Source organism: Micromonospora sp. KC207, from assembly GCF_004348615.1.
Classification (GTDB): domain Bacteria; phylum Actinomycetota; class Actinomycetes; order Mycobacteriales; family Micromonosporaceae; genus Micromonospora.
The window spans coordinates 1-14,091 of the sequence record NZ_SMKJ01000190.1; the positions used below are offsets into that span (position 1 = coordinate 1).

11 protein-coding genes and 1 pseudogene are annotated in these 14,091 nt (G+C 73.8%); 1 reads left to right on the forward strand and 11 read right to left on the reverse strand.

The window, feature by feature from the left end; genetic code table 11:
• Positions 1-39: 39 nt before the first annotated feature.
• The 7 genes from E1258_RS21850 to eno form a co-directional block, all read right to left on the reverse strand.
• Positions 40-1,089, reverse strand: coding sequence for a hypothetical protein (locus tag E1258_RS21850; protein ID WP_132404387.1), 1,050 nt, complete (start codon positions 1,087-1,089; stop codon positions 40-42).
• Entirely contained in the window at positions 1,086-1,418 is a 333-nt protein-coding gene (locus tag E1258_RS21855; RefSeq protein ID WP_036374274.1) for a PadR family transcriptional regulator, read from the reverse strand. Before E1258_RS21855 ends, E1258_RS21850 begins: the two co-directional genes overlap by 4 nt.
• A 134-nt stretch (positions 1,419-1,552) precedes the next feature.
• The gene (locus tag E1258_RS21860; RefSeq protein ID WP_165949867.1) at positions 1,553-2,494 is read right to left on the reverse strand and encodes a Ppx/GppA phosphatase family protein; all 942 of its coding nucleotides are present in this window, start codon (positions 2,492-2,494) and stop codon (positions 1,553-1,555) included.
• 153 nt (positions 2,495-2,647) lie between these two features.
• A complete protein-coding gene (locus E1258_RS21865; RefSeq protein ID WP_132404393.1) occupies positions 2,648-3,154 on the reverse strand; it encodes an amino-acid N-acetyltransferase in 507 nt (168 codons plus the stop codon).
• Position 3,155: 1 nt separating this feature from the next.
• The gene (locus E1258_RS21870) at positions 3,156-3,713 is read right to left on the reverse strand and encodes a DUF501 domain-containing protein (RefSeq protein ID WP_036377539.1); all 558 of its coding nucleotides are present in this window, start codon (positions 3,711-3,713) and stop codon (positions 3,156-3,158) included.
• Between the two features lie 66 nt (positions 3,714-3,779).
• A complete protein-coding gene (locus tag E1258_RS21875) occupies positions 3,780-4,412 on the reverse strand; it encodes a septum formation initiator family protein (protein ID WP_132404411.1) in 633 nt (210 codons plus the stop codon).
• Between the two features lie 34 nt (positions 4,413-4,446).
• Positions 4,447-5,730: a phosphopyruvate hydratase gene (eno, locus tag E1258_RS21880; protein WP_132404396.1), complete on the reverse strand. Its 1,284-nt coding sequence runs from the start codon at positions 5,728-5,730 to the stop codon at positions 4,447-4,449.
• Positions 5,731-5,944: 214 nt separating this feature from the next.
• Here eno and E1258_RS21885 point away from each other — a divergent pair, with 214 nt between their 5' ends.
• A complete protein-coding gene (locus E1258_RS21885; protein ID WP_132404399.1) occupies positions 5,945-6,637 on the forward strand; it encodes a hypothetical protein in 693 nt (230 codons plus the stop codon).
• A gap of 190 nt (positions 6,638-6,827) precedes the next feature.
• Here E1258_RS21885 and E1258_RS21890 read toward each other — a convergent pair whose 3' ends face one another.
• The 4 genes and pseudogenes from E1258_RS21890 to mfd form a co-directional block, all read right to left on the reverse strand.
• Positions 6,828-8,447 (reverse strand): DUF885 domain-containing protein, encoded by a 1,620-nt coding sequence (locus E1258_RS21890; RefSeq protein ID WP_132404402.1) that lies wholly within the window; start codon positions 8,445-8,447, stop codon positions 6,828-6,830.
• Positions 8,448-8,471: 24 nt separating this feature from the next.
• Positions 8,472-9,443 carry a nucleoside triphosphate pyrophosphohydrolase gene (locus E1258_RS21895; protein ID WP_132404405.1) on the reverse strand — a complete coding sequence of 324 codons (972 nt, stop codon included), beginning with the start codon at positions 9,441-9,443 and terminating at the stop codon, positions 8,472-8,474.
• A complete protein-coding gene (locus E1258_RS21900) occupies positions 9,440-10,246 on the reverse strand; it encodes a hypothetical protein (protein ID WP_132404408.1) in 807 nt (268 codons plus the stop codon). Before E1258_RS21900 ends, E1258_RS21895 begins: the two co-directional genes overlap by 4 nt.
• 59 nt (positions 10,247-10,305) lie before the next feature.
• Positions 10,306-13,985, reverse strand: a pseudogene (gene mfd, locus E1258_RS21905) (transcription-repair coupling factor).
• Between the last annotated feature and the right edge of the window lie 106 nt (positions 13,986-14,091).

Consider the following 14,091-nt stretch of genomic DNA (forward strand, 5'->3'; position numbering starts at 1 on the left):
CACACGTGTGTTAACAAGGGGCCCCTCCTTACACGCTGGTCAGCGGGTGAGCGAGGGTGACGGGGTCGGAAGCGGCCCGAGCGTCGCCCCGCCGGACGGAGTGGGCGTCGGCGCGGTCGGCTCCGTCGACGAGGTCGGCTCCGTCGGCAGCGCCGGGGCGGTCGACTCCGCCGGGGGGCCGTCGGACGGCGTCGGGGCCGGGACGGCGATCGACGAGCCGGGCGCCGGGCGCGCCCCGACGGGCCCGGCCCGGAACGGCGCGTCCTGCGGGCAGTACGGATAGACGGGCACCGCCGGCTTCGACTCGTACAGCTCCGAGGGCCCGCACTCCGAGTAGCCGAGCCGGATCGGGTTGCCGTCCTGGTCGAACAGCCGGGCGTTCTCCACGAGGCGACCGTCGCTGTCGTAGACGAAGATGTCGCCGATGTACGGAGTGTCCACCGAGGTGGGCGCGTACCCGGACTCGTTCCAGCCCAGTCGGTCGTCGACGTCGACGAACCCGGCGAAGGCGAAGACGGCGAGGACCGCCGTGCCGGCCCGTACCGCGATCCGAGGCCACCGGGTCAGCACCGGGGTGCGCCTGCCCAGCCACACCGAGGCGATCACGCAGACGCCGAGGAGCAGCAGCGCGGCGAGCGTGCTGCCGCCCAGCCTGGGCAGCAGTCCGAACGGCGCACCCGTGGTGACGACGGTGATCAGCATGGCGGCCAGGTAGCCGCGCAGGATCCACCAGGCGGGGCGAAGCAGGCGCAGGTACTCGCTCGCCGAGGCGTACCCGAGGATCGGGCCGAGCCGGACGTCGGCCGCGCGCAGCCGGGTACGCACCCGGGCCACGGCGGCGGCGGCCCGCTGGTCCAGGTTGCGGGCGGCGGCCGGACCCCCCGCGCCGGCCGCCGCCCGCAGCTCCGCCGCGTACGCCTCTGGCGTACCCAGCCGGTCGACCAGCGACCCGTCCCCCTCGGCGGCCACCTCGGCCAGGTGCTCCGGCAGGTCCTCGGTCAACTCGTCGCGGACCTGGGGCGGCAGGTCCGCCAGGGCGGCCCGGACCCGGGTCACGTAGTCCGCGATCTCCTGCTCCATGACAGTCACGCCGCCATCCCCCGATCGTCGAGCAGAGTGTCCATGGTGGTGGCGAACGAGCGCCAGAGCTTGCCGGAGCGGGTCAACTGGTCCCGGCCGGCGGCGTTGAGCGAGTAGTACTTCCGGTGCGGGCCGGACTCGCTCGGCACGACGTAGGTGGTCAGCAGGCCGGCGGCGAAGAGTCGCCGCAGGGTGCCGTAGACGGAGGCGTCGCCGACCTCGTCCAGGCCGGCCTCGCGGAGGCGGCGCAGGATGTCGTACCCGTAGCCGTCCTCCTCCCGGAGCACGGCGAGGACCGCGAGATCCAGCACGCCTTTCAAGAGCTGCGTGGTATCCACGCATCGCACACTACTGCGCAGTGCGAAGTACCGTCAAACGACATCCCCGGCCGCGCCCTTGCCTGCGCTTCGGCCGTCCAGGCCGGGGACCCGCCAGCACGAACGCCTAGCTCGGCGACAGCAACACGAACGCGTCAGCTCGGCGACGGCAGCAGGCTCCAGGCGATGCCGTCGAGGATGTCGTGCTCGGAGGCGACCACCGCCGACATGCCGGCCCGCTCCATGATCGTCCGGAGCACCAGGGCCCCCGCGCCGATCACGTCGGCCCGGCCCGGGTGCATCACCGGGATCGCCAGCCGCTGTTCGCGGGTCTTCGCCAGCAGGTCGGCGGTCACCTCCGCCACCGCGTCGTACGACACCCGGGCGTGGTGGATGCGCCCCGGCTCGTACTCCGTGAGGCCCTCGGCGATGGCCACGACGGTGGTGACCGACCCGGCGAGCCCGACCAGGGTGGCTGCCTTGCGGCCCGGCACGGCCTCCAGCGCGCGGTCCGCCGCTTCGGTGATGTCGGCCTGCGCGGCGGCGATCTCGTCCAGGCCGGGCGGGTCGCCGAGCAGGTGCCGCTCGGTCATCCGGACGCAGCCGATGTCCACCGAGATCGCGGCCTCGACGCCGCCGGACCGGGTCCCGACCACGAACTCGGTCGACCCGCCGCCGATGTCGATGACCAGGTACGGCTCCCGCGCGTCGGCGGGCAGGCCACGCACCGCGCCGGTGAAGGAGAGCCGGGCCTCCTCGTCGCCGGTGACCACCTCGGGTGCGACGCCGAGGGTCCGCTCCACCATCGCCCGGAAGTCCCCGGCGTTGGAGGCGTCCCGGGACGCGGAGGTGGCGCACATCCGCACCCGGTCCGCGCCCAACTTCCCGATCTCGGCGGCGTAGGCGGCCAGGGCCACCCGGGTCCGCTCGATCGCCTCGGGGGCGAGCCGGCCCGTCTTGTCGACGCCCTGGCCGAGGCGGACGATCTCCATCCGGCGGCTCAGGTCGACCAGCGGCGCGCCCGGCCCGGCGGCCGGGTCGGGCAGGTCGGCGACCAGCAGTCGGATCGAGTTGGTGCCGCAGTCGATGGCGGCCACGCGCGTCGTCACGGCAGCAACCCTACGGCAGCCGCCCACCGGGCCACCCGCGACGGGGCGACGACCCTCCACCGTCGCCGCGTCCGCCGGGCCGTCTCCAAGGGGTTTCGCGGCGGGGCTCCCGGAACAGCGCCTGGGGTGACCAAGACGCCGTCACAGGCGCAGCAGCATCCGGGTGTTGCCGAGGGTGTTGGGCTTGACCCGCTCCAGGTCCAAGAACTCGGCGACGCCCTCGTCGTACGAGCGCAGGAGCTGCTCGTACACCGGCTGCGGCACCGGCGCGCCGTCGATCTCGCGGAAGCCGAACGAGCCGAAGAACCGCGTCTCGAAGGTCAGCACGAAGATCCGGGCCACCCCGATCTCCCGGGCCGCGTCGATCAGCTCGCCGACGATGCGGTGCCCGATCCGCCGCCCCCGGTATGCCGGGTCGACAGCCACCGTACGGATCTCGGCCAGGTCCTCCCACATCACGTGCAGCGCGCCGCAGCCGACGACGGCGTCGGCGTCGACCGCGACCCGGAACTCCTGCACGTCCTCGTACAGGGTGACGGTGGCCTTGCTGAGCAGCCGCCGGTCGTCGGTGTAGGTGTCCACGAGCCGCCGGATGCCGCGCACGTCGGAAGTGCGGGCGCGACGCACCCGGATCGTGTCGGCGGTCATCTCACTGCGCCGCCGGAACGTCCACGCACGGCCCGGCCGCCCACCACTTCTCCACCAACGCGAGGGTTTCGTCGCCGAACGGGTTGACCCCCGGGCCGGCGCCGAGGGCGTGGCCAAGATGCACGTGCAGGCACTTCACCCGGCCGGGCATGCCGCCGGCGGAGACGCCCGCGACCTCCGGCACGTGGCCGATCGCCTCCCGGCGGGCCAGGTAGTCCTCGTGCGCCGCCCGGTACCGGGCGGCCAGCTCCGGGTCCTCCGCCAGCCGCTCGGCCATCTCCCTCATCAGCCCGGCCGACTCCAGCCGGCTGCACGCGGCCGTCGCCCGGGGACAGGTCAGGTAGAACAGCGTCGGAAAGGGCGTCCCGTCGGCCAGGCGCGGGGTCGTCTCCACCACGTCGGGCAGGCCGCAGGGGCAGCGGTGGGCCACGGCCCGGGTGCCGCGCGGGGTGCGCCCGAGCTGGGCGGCCACCGCGGCCAGGTCGGCCTCGGTGGCCGGCTCCCGCTTCGGCGGGGGTACGGAGTCCGCCGCCGGCTCCGGCGGGGGTACGACAGTCACGGTGCCCATCTTTCGTCGGTGCGCTGAAGTCAACGTGCTGAGGGTGGCGCGCTCAGGGCGGCGCGTTCACTGGCCGGGGCGGTCGGCGTTCGCGGCCCGCACGCTGGACCACAGGGTGTCGTACCAGGGATCGGGGGTTTCCGGCCGGGCGGGGGGCCGCCCACCACCCGCGTCCCGGGTCGCCCCGGCCGGGTCGTTGAGCACGATCACCGGGACCTCGCCCGGGTAGACCATGTAGAACCGCTCCCGGGCCTGGATGCGGATGTACTCGTCGTCGCGCCACTTGGCCGCCTCGGCGGCGCGTTCGGCGATGAGCTGCCGCTGGGCGGCCTGGGCCGCCTCCATCCGCTGGATGTCCGCCTGCTGGTCCAGGTAGACCCGGACCGGATAGGTGTACGCGAGGGCGAGCGCGATCAGCACCGCGAACAGCACGGTGGCCCGGCCGGTGACGCGTCGGGGGTGGGGTGCGGAGAGCCGCTTGACCGTGCCTCCGGCGGCGGCGCGCCGGGCGGCGGCGGGGCGGTTCGCGGAGCGTACCGACTCGGCGGCCCGCGCCGAGCCGGGCGACCGGCCGGCGGCGCGCGCCTCCGCGCGGACGCCGTCGCGGACCGACGCCCGGGCGCGGGCCCCGCCCGGCCGGCCGGACTGACCCGGCCGGCGGACGGGACGCTGACCACCCGGTGTGCGGCGCTGCTGCATCGTCACACCCCTCCCCCGAGGCCTGCTGGGTGTCTCAGGCCGAACGGTAACGCGGGAACGCGCCCGCCCCGGCGTACCGCGCCGCGTCGGCCAGCTCCTCCTCGATGCGCAGGAGCTGGTTGTACTTGGCCACCCTGTCCGAGCGGGCCGGGGCGCCGGTCTTGATCTGGCCGCAGCCCGTGGCCACCGCCAGGTCGGCGATGGTGGTGTCCTCCGTCTCACCGGAACGGTGACTCATCATGCACTTGAATCCGGCCCGGTGGGCCAGCTCGACCGCGTCGAGGGTCTCGGTCAGCGAGCCGATCTGGTTCACCTTCACCAGTACGGCGTTGGCGGCCTTCTCGGCGATGCCCCGGGCGATGCGCTGCGGGTTGGTGACGAACAGGTCGTCGCCGACGATCTGGACCCGGTCGCCGAGCGCCGCGGTCAGGGTGGCCCAGCCGCTCCAGTCGTCCTCGGCCAGCGGGTCCTCGATGGAGACGATCGGGTAGTCGCCCGCGAGCTTGGTGTAGTAGTTGCTCATCTCCTCGGCGGACTTCGCCGCGCCCTCGAAGGTGTAGGTGCCGTTGTCGAAGAACTCCGTGGCGGCCACGTCGAGGGCGAAGACGATGTCGGTGCCCAGCCGGTAGCCGGCCTTCTCGACCGCCTCGGCGATCAGGTCCAGCGCGGCGGCGTTGGTGGGCAGGTTGGGGGCGAAGCCGCCCTCGTCGCCGAGGCCGGTGGAGAGGCCCTTCTTCTTCAGCACGGACTTCAGCGCGTGGTAGACCTCCGCGCCGGAGCGCAGGGCGTCGCGGAAGCTGGGCGCGCCGATCGGCGCGATCATGAACTCCTGGACATCGACGTTGGAGTCAGCGTGCGCCCCACCGTTGAGGATGTTCATCATCGGCACCGGCAGCAGGTGCGCGTTCGGGCCGCCCAGGTAGCGGAACAGGCTCAGCTCGGCGCTGCCGGCCGCCGCCTTGGCCACCGCCAGGGACACGCCGAGGATGGCGTTCGCGCCCAGCTCGCCCTTGTTGTCGGTGCCGTCGATGTCCAGCATCTTCTGGTCGATCAGCCGCTGCTCGCTGGCCTCGTACCCGATGAGCTGGTCGACGATCTTGTCCTCGATGTTCGAGACCGCCTTCTCGACACCCTTGCCCTGGTAGCGGTCGGCGTCACCGTCGCGCAGCTCGATCGCCTCGAAGGCGCCGGTGGAGGCGCCGGACGGCACCGCGGCGCGGGCGATCGTGCCGTCGTCCAGCCCGACCTCGACCTCGACCGTGGGGTTGCCCCGCGAGTCGAGAATCTCCCGGGCGACGATTCCCTCGATGGTTGCCACTGAGTCGCTCCTCGTTTGTGTGGTTCCGGTCCGGTATGGGCCGCGGCGGTGCGGCTGAGGCAGGTGTTGAACGCAGCGTATCGGGCGACGGCTCGGCGCACCGCGTCGCCCGGCGCATCCGACAGGAGGGTGCGGGCCGGACATTCCCGGATTCTCGACCCCCAACCGGCAACGGGTTTGCGCGAGGTGGGTCCGATCGACAAGGCTGGTCGCCATGCCCGCCGCCTCGACCTCGTTCCGCGCGCTCGCTCTGTCGGTCATCGCGTCACTCTCGGTCACCGGCTGTCAGGCCCTCGACGACGCCGGCCAGGCAATCGGCCGGTCGGACCTGGTCAACGACTTCGCCGCCCGACTGGACCGGGCGCTCGAACTGACCTACTCCGCCGAGTACCAGCTCCCCGGCGGCCGGACCGCCACCATCGCCCAGGCCCAGGACCCGGCCCGGTCGGCGTACACGTGGCCGGGCGGGAAGCTGACCGTGACCGTCGACGCCACCACCCGGTGCGAGACCGGCACGGCGAAGGCCGTCTGCACGTTGCTCGCCCCGCCCCCGCCGAACGCGCGGCCCTCGGTGGAGCTGTTCACCGAGGCGAAGCGACGCGGCCTGATCACGCCGCCGGTGGTGGTCGGGCTGCTCACCGAGGCCGTACTCGACCCGCAGGCCGTGATCGAGCAGACCGACACCACCCTCGCCGGGCATCACGCCGCCTGCGTGGACGTCAAGCGGGCGGCCGGCGACTTCACCGCCTGCGTGACCAACGAGGGCGTGCTCGGCAGCTTCGTTGGCGAGTTGGACGGTACCCCGATGGAGCTGGCATTGAACCGCTACACCGACACCGTGGACGGGGCGAGCTTCGAGCTGCCGGCCGGCGCGGGCGTGGTGGACCGCCGCTCCGCCAGCTCGTGACCGCCCCCGGGTCCCGCCGGCCGCCGGGCTGACGGTAAGCGGCGGCACGGCGCGCGCGTACGGACGCACGGCTCGGGCACGCGGCGCGCGCGTACGGACGCACGGCTCGGGCACGCGGCGCGCGCGTACGGACGCACGGCGGCGTGTAAGGGCCCCCTGTACGACAGAATGCGTTGACAGGGGCCCTTCCTTACACCCCGAGCAGGGTGCGCAGGTGGCGTGGGGGTGGGCAGTTGTGGGCGAGCATCGCGTCGTGCCACTCGCGCACCGACACCCCGGACGGGCGCAGCGCGGCGATCTCGGCGACCTCGCTGTACCCGACGAAGTACGTGGAGAGCTGGGTGGAGGTGAGCAGCGCCCGCCGCCACTTGCCGGCCGCCTCGCCCTCCTCCTGGAAGCCCCGACCCGTCATCAGCTCCATGGCCTCGGCCTCGGTCAGCCCGGCACAGTGCACGAGCTGGTCGAGCAGCGCGTTGATGGTCATCCGGAGCTGCATCTTGAGCTGCTGCAACCGCACCGGCAGCCCACCGAAGCCGAGGCCGGCCATCAGCTCCTCGGTGTACACCGCCCAGCCCTCGATGAACGAACCGGACTCGGCCAGCGCCCGGACCCGGGTGGGACCGGCGTACCGGCGGGCGTGGGCGAGCTGGAGGAAGTGTCCCGGCATCGCCTCGTGCACCGTCAGATTGCGGATCATGTGGTCGTTGTACTCGCGGTAGAACGACTCGACCCGGGCCGCCGGCCAGTCGGCCGGGGCCGGCGCGATGCAGTAGAAGGTCGGCAGGGGCGCGATCTCCAGCGGGCCGGGCGAGTCGCAGTACGCCACCGCCACGCCCCGGGCGAACTCCGGCATCTCCTGGATCACGCACGGGTCGTCGACAAGCGTCACCAGGTCGTGCGCGCGGACGAAGTCGGTCGCCTCGTCGAGGGTGACCGAGGCCAGGTCGACGATGGTGTGGTCGTCGGGGTGCTCGGCGGCCAGCAGGTCCAGCGCCCGGCGTACCGTCTCGTCGTCGGCCGGGCCGCCGACCAGCTCGACGGCCGCCGCACGGATCTCGGCGGTGACCCGGTCCAGGTTGGCCCAGGCGCGGCGCTGCACCTCGGCGGCACCCAGCTCGGTGTCGAGGGTGTGCCACAGCCGGGCCTCCCAGCGCCGCCGGCCCAGCCGGGGGTCCCGCCCGCCTTCGGCGTCGGCGGCCAGCCCGGCGCGCAGCCAGGCCACGAACTCCTCCAGCGCCGCGATCGCGGCCGTGGCGGCGGGCTCCACCCGGTCGTACAGCGCGGGGGCCTCGGCGAGCAGCCGGGGCACCTCGTCGCGGACCAGCGCCGCCGTGCCGGTGAACTGCCCGACCGCCGTCTCGGCGTGCACCCGGGGCATGTCCCGCAGCGTCGCGCGCGCGGTCGCCAGGGCATCGGGTACGGCCGCGAGCCGACCGGCCAGGCTGGTCAGCCGCACCTCGGCCGGGGCGTACGGGCGGGCGAGCAGGGCGTGCAGCAGCGGACCCGGGTTGTGCCGCAGCGGGTCCCACTCGTACGCCCGGATCTCGTCGGACTCGAACAGCTCCCGGTCGACCAGGGCGGTGAGCAGGGCGTGGTCGACTCTCTCGTCGATGTCGAGAGAGTCCGGGTCCAGCTCGGCGAGCGCGTCGGCCGCGTCGCGCAGCATCTCCCGGTCGGCGGCGACGGCGCCGGCCGACAGGTCGGGCAGCCGGTCGTCGCTGCGGTGGTCACCGGCGGACGCGGCGAGGCCGGGGCGACTCTCCAACAGTGCGTCGACGATCCGTTCGGCGCGGGGTACGAAGGAGGACATGCGACGACCGTAGCGGGAGGCCGGTCAGGTTCGCTCGGCGGCGCGGACGGCGTCGGCGTACGCCAGGGCGGCGCGGCGCAGCGCCGCCTCCGGGTCCAGGTCGGCCTCCCGGGCCGCCGCCACCCGGGCCAGCAGCTCGGCGCCGAGCCGCCCCGCCGGGTCGGCGCGTGGGTCGGCCACGGGCAGCGGGACCGCCAGGCCCGCACGGCCGGCGCGGTCCAGGATCTTGGCGGCCAGGGCGAGGGCGGGCAGGCTCGGCGCGATGCCGTCGAGCACGGAGTCCCGGGCCTTCTCCGCCCGCTTGATCCGCTCCCAGTTGGCGGTGATCTCGTCCAGCGTGGTGGCCCGGTCGTCGGCGAAGACGTGCGGATTGCGCCGGACCATCTTGTCCACCAGGCCGCCGGCCACGTCGTCGACGTCCCACCGCTCGCCGTCGGGCAACTCCTCGGCCAATCGGGCGTGCAGCAGCACCTGGAGCAGCACGTCGCCCAGCTCCTCGCGGAGCGCGTCCGTGTCGTCCGCGCCGATCGCGTCGTACGCCTCGTAGCACTCCTCGATCAGGTAACCGGCGAGGCTGCGGTGCGTCTGCGCCCGCTTCCACGGATCGCCGCCCGGCGAGGCCAGCCGGTCCATCACCTCGACCGCGTCGAGCAGCCGGGCGCCGGGCGGGTCCCACGAGCCGTACATCAGCTCCAACTCGGCCAGGCCCGGCTCGCGGGCCAGCCGCAGGCCCAGCTCCCGGGCCAGCGCCTCGTCGCCGGCCGGCCCGGCCAGCCAGACCGCCGTGCCGTGCGCCGCCGCCGCGTCCAGCAGCGCTGGCGTCGCCGGGCCGTCCAGCACGGTCACCCCGGCGCCCGCCGCCCGCACGGCCGCCGTCAGCTCGCTCTCCGCGCCGGCCAGCACCGGGTTGCCGCGTACGACGTCCCAGGCCGCCGCCGTCAGCAGCCCCGCCGGGAGCCGGGGCGAGGCGACCAGCAGGACGATCCGGGCGGTCATACCCCGGGCGCGGCCGGTGCGCTCGACTCCGCAGCCGGGGCCTGCGGGGTGGAGATGTCGGTGACCGGGCCGTTCTGGTCGATGTACGGCAGCGAGTAGAAGACCAGCGACTGGCCGGTGCTGACCACCGACGGGACGCCGATCGGGCGGAACCGGGGGTTGATCGACGTGCCGGCCTTCCCCGCCTCCTGCTGCAGAGCCGCGCTGAGCGCGGTGGCGGCGCGCACGAAGCCGCCCTGGCTGCCCGGGCCGCCGCTCTCCCCGAACGCCTGCCGGACCTGCGCCACGGTCAGCCCGGACTGGATCGCCCCGGCCTTCGCGATGGCGTCGTAGACGGCCATGACCGACTCGTCGCTCACCTCGGCCGTGGGCAGCTTCGCGCCGAGCGCGCCGGAGATGTCCACCCACTCGCCCCAGAGTCGGACGTACTCGGTGGCGGCCGGCATCTGGAGCTGCTGCTCGAGCTGCTCCGGCTTGACCTCGTCGGCCACCGTGATGCCCTGCTCCGCCACCACCCGCTTGCCCAGCTCGATGCTGACCAGCAGGTTCAGCACGTCCTGCCGGGTCACCGTGGAGCGCAACTGCTCCGGCGACGGGGTGGCACCGCTCTGCCCGGCCTGCGACCGGATGGCGTCGGCGTACTTGGTTTGGGCGTCGTCGTAGATCTCGTCCACCCGGTCGACGGAGTATTTCGTGTCGCCGACGTACGCGGCGACGCCCGGCGTGGCCTTCCCGCACGCACCGAGGGAGAGGACACCGAGGGCCGCGACGCTGGCGGCGGCGATGAGACGGCGAGCACGCATGACCGTCACTCTCTCATGCGCCCCCACCGGCCGTGACGCCGCCCACCACGCCATGCCGCTCACCGAGCCCCCGCCCCGGCCGGCTGGGCCGCGGGGGCCGGATCGCCCAGCACGTCTTTCAGGAGCTGGGCGCACCACTCCAGCAGCGCCTGGTCGCGCAGCGGCTCGCCGCCCACCCGGCGAGTGCTCGGCCGGGGCACGCTGACCTGGTCGAGCGCGGACTTGTAGACCGAGTCGGGGTGGTAGCGCTTGAGCCGCAACTGCTTGGAGTCGGGCAGCGGCAGCGGACCGAACCGCAGGTGCTTGCCCTGCATGCTCACGTCGGTGAGCCCGTACCGGCGGGCCAACAGCCGGAACCGGGCCACCGCCACCAGGTTCTGCACCGGCGCGGGCGGCTCGCCGTACCGGTCGGTCATCTCGGCGACCACCTCACGCAGCCGGTCGGCGTCGCGGGCCTCGGCGAGCTTGCGGTACATCTCCAGGCGCAGCCGCTCCACGCCGACGTAGTCGTGCGGCAGGTGCGCGTCCACCGGAAGGTCGATCTTGACGTCGGTCTCCTCCTCAGGGCGCTCGCCCTTGAACGCCTGCACCGCCTCACCGACCATCCGGACATACAGGTCGAAACCGACGCCCTCGATGTGGCCGGACTGTTCGCCGCCAAGCAGGTTGCCGGCGCCCCGGATCTCCAGGTCCTTCATCGCCACGTACATGCCCGCGCCCAGCTCGGTGTGCTGGGCGATGGTGGCCAGCCGCTCGTGGGCGTGCTCGGTGAGCGGTTTGTCCGGCGGGTAGAGGAAGTACGCGTACGCCCGCTCGCGCCCCGGCCCACCCGGCCCCGGATCTGGTGGAGCTGGGCCAGGCCGAGCAGGTCGGCCCGCTCCACGATCAGCGTGTTGGCGTTCGGGATGTCGATGCCCGACTCCACGATCGTGGTGCAGACCAGGACGTCGAACTCCTTCTCCCAGAAGCCGACCATCACCTTCTCCAGGGCCTCCTCGCCCATCTGGCCGTGCGCCACCGCCACCCGGGCCTCCGGCACCAGCTCCCGGATCTTCCGCGCCGTCTTCTCGATCGTCTCGACCCGGTTGTGCAGATAGAACACCTGTCCGTCGCGGAGCAGCTCGCGGTGGATCGACGCCGCCACCTGCCGCTCGTCGTGCGCCCCGACGAAGGTGAGCACCGGGTGCCGCTCCTCCGGCGGGGTGGCGATCGTCGACATCTCCCGGATGCCGGTGATCGCCATCTCCAGCGTGCGCGGGATCGGGGTGGCCGACATGCTCAGCACGTCGACCGAGGCGCGCAGCGTCTTCAGGTGCTCCTTGTGCTCGACGCCGAAACGCTGCTCCTCGTCGACGATGACCAGACCGAGGGACTTGAACCGGGTCGCCGTCTGGAGCAGCCGGTGGGTGCCGATGACGATGTCAACGGTGCCGCCGGCGATCATCTCCAGCGTCCGCTCGGACTCCTTCGGGGTCTGGAAGCGGGAGAGCTGCCGGATCTGCACCGGGAACTGGCTCATCCGCTCGGCGAACGTGTTGTGGTGCTGCTGCACCAGCAGGGTGGTCGGCACCAGCACGGCCACCTGCTTGCCGTCCTGCACCGCCTTGAACGCCGCCCGCACCGCGATCTCGGTCTTGCCGTACCCGACGTCGCCGCAGATCAGCCGGTCCATCGGGACGGTCTGCTCCATGTCCCGCTTGACCTCCTCGATGGCGGCGAGCTGGTCCGGCGTCTCCTGCCAGGGGAAGGCGTCCTCCAGCTCCCGCTGCCACGGGGAGTCCGGGGCGAACGCGTGGCCCTTCGACGCCTTGCGGGCGGCGTAGAGCTGGATGAGCTGCGCCGCGATCTCCTTGACCGCCTTGCGGGCCCGGGCCTTGGACTTCTGCCAGTCCGAGCCGCCCATCCTGTGCAGGGTGGGCTGCTCCCCGCCGACGTAGCGGGAGAGCTGGTCGAGCTGGTCGGTGGGGACGAACAGGCGGTCGCCCGGCTGGCCGCGCTTGCTCGGCGCGTACTCGATGACGAGGTACTCCCGGGACGCCCCGTTGACCGTGCGCTGCACCAGCTCGACGTACCGGCCGATGCCGTGCTGCTCGTGCACCACGTGGTCGCCGGCCTTGAGCTCCAGCGGGTCGATGGTGTTGCGCCGCCGGCTCGGCATCTTGCGCATGTCCCGGGTCGATGTGCCCCGGCCGCCGGTGACGTCGTTTCCGGTCAGCAGCACGAGCCGGGACGCCTCGTCGACGAACCCGCTGGTCAGGCTGCCGCAGGTGACCAGCACCTCGCCCGCGTCGGGCGCGGCCGGCACCCGCTCGACGAACCGGGCGCCGAGGCCGGCGTCGCGGATCACCTCGACGGCCCGCTGGGCGGGGCCGTGGCCCTCGAAGACCAGCGCGATCGACCAGCCCTCGCCGGCCCAGCGCTTGAGGTCCTCGGCCACCCGGGCGGTATCGCCGTGGTAGAGCGGGGCCGGCTGGGCGGCCAGGGCCACCGCGATGGCGTCGTCGGGCGTGACGTCGACCTCGGTCGGCGCGTCCTCCCACGGCTGCCGGGCCGGGGCCGCCGCATCGGCCGACACGAGGCTGAACGGGGCCAGGGTCCACCAGGGCCGGCGCAGGGCGCGGGCGTGCGCGCGTACGTCGGCCAGGGTCTTGAAGGCGGCGGCCCCGAGGTCGACCGGGGCCTGGCCCCCGACGGCCGCCGCAGCCCAGCTCGCCTGGAGGAACTCCTCGGAGGTGCGGACCAGGTCGTGCGCCCGGGTGCGGATGCGCTCCGGGTCGCAGAGCAGCACGTGGGTGCCGGCCGGCATGCAGTCCAGCAGCAGCTCCAGGCTCTCGCTGCCGAGCAGCTCCGGGGTCAGCGACTCCATCCCCTCCACAGGGATGCCCTCGGCCAGCTTGTCCAGGATCTCGGCCAGCTCGGGGTGCTCGGCCGCCAGGGCGGCGGCCCGCCGCCGTACGGCCGGAGTGAGCAGCAGTTCCCGGCACGGCGGGGCCCACAGCAGCCCGGCGGCCTCGATGGTGCGCTGGTCGGCCACGGCGAAGGTGCGGATCTCCTCCACCTCGTCGCCCCAGAACTCCACCCGGGACGGGTGCTCGTCGGTGGGCGGGAAGACGTCGAGGATGCCGCCGCGCACCGCGAACTCGCCGCGCTTGGTGACCAGGTCGACCCGGGCGTACGCCATGTCGGCGAGCCGGCGGGCGACCTGTTCCAGATCCGCCTCGTCACCGGCGGCCAGCCGCACCGGCTCCAGGTCGCCCAGGCCCTTCAGCTGCGGCTGGAGCAGCGACCGCACCGGCGCGACGACCACCCGCAGCGGCCCGGTGCGCCCACGGGCGTCGGCGGCGTCGGGGTGGGCGAGCCGGCGCAGCACGGCCAGCCGGCGGCCGACGGTGTCGGAACGGGGCGAGAGCCGCTCGTGCGGCAGCGTCTCCCAGGACGGGAAGACGGCGACCTGCTCGGGCGGGAGCAGGCTGCCCAGCGCCGAGGCCAGGTCGTCGGCCTCCCGGCTGGTGGCGGTGACCGCGAGCACCGGCCGGCCCGCGCCCCCGCCGGCCTGCGTCTCACCGCCGCCGGTGCTGGCGGCCGGGTCGGCGGCCACGGCGGCCACGGCGAACGGGCGCAGCGCCGCCGGGGCGGTCAGGTCCAGCCCGTCGACCTGCGCGGCACCGGAGCGCGCCAGGTCACGCGCCCGGGCCAGCCCAGGGTCGGCCAGGGCGGCGGCGAAGAGTCCGGTGAGCAATCTGATCACTTCCCAGTGGCGGCGCGGTCACGGCACACGACGGATCCCCCGCGCCCGACGGGGACGGGGGGTGGCAGCACCCCAGCCTATCCCCGCCGCCCGACAC

Excerpts from the sequence above, each read along its gene's own strand:
- E1258_RS21865 (WP_132404393.1), bottom strand. The coding sequence starts at position 3,154 with ATGACCGCCGACACGATCCGGGTGCGTCGCGCCCGCACTTCCGACGTG.
- E1258_RS21875 (WP_132404411.1), bottom strand. The coding sequence starts at position 4,412 with ATGCAGCAGCGCCGCACACCGGGTGGTCAGCGTCCCGTCCGCCGGCCG.
- E1258_RS21885 (WP_132404399.1), top strand. The coding sequence starts at position 5,945 with ATGCCCGCCGCCTCGACCTCGTTCCGCGCGCTCGCTCTGTCGGTCATC.
- E1258_RS21890 (WP_132404402.1), bottom strand. The coding sequence starts at position 8,447 with ATGTCCTCCTTCGTACCCCGCGCCGAACGGATCGTCGACGCACTGTTG.
- E1258_RS21895 (WP_132404405.1), bottom strand. The coding sequence starts at position 9,443 with ATGACCGCCCGGATCGTCCTGCTGGTCGCCTCGCCCCGGCTCCCGGCG.
- E1258_RS21900 (WP_132404408.1), bottom strand. The coding sequence starts at position 10,246 with ATGCGTGCTCGCCGTCTCATCGCCGCCGCCAGCGTCGCGGCCCTCGGT.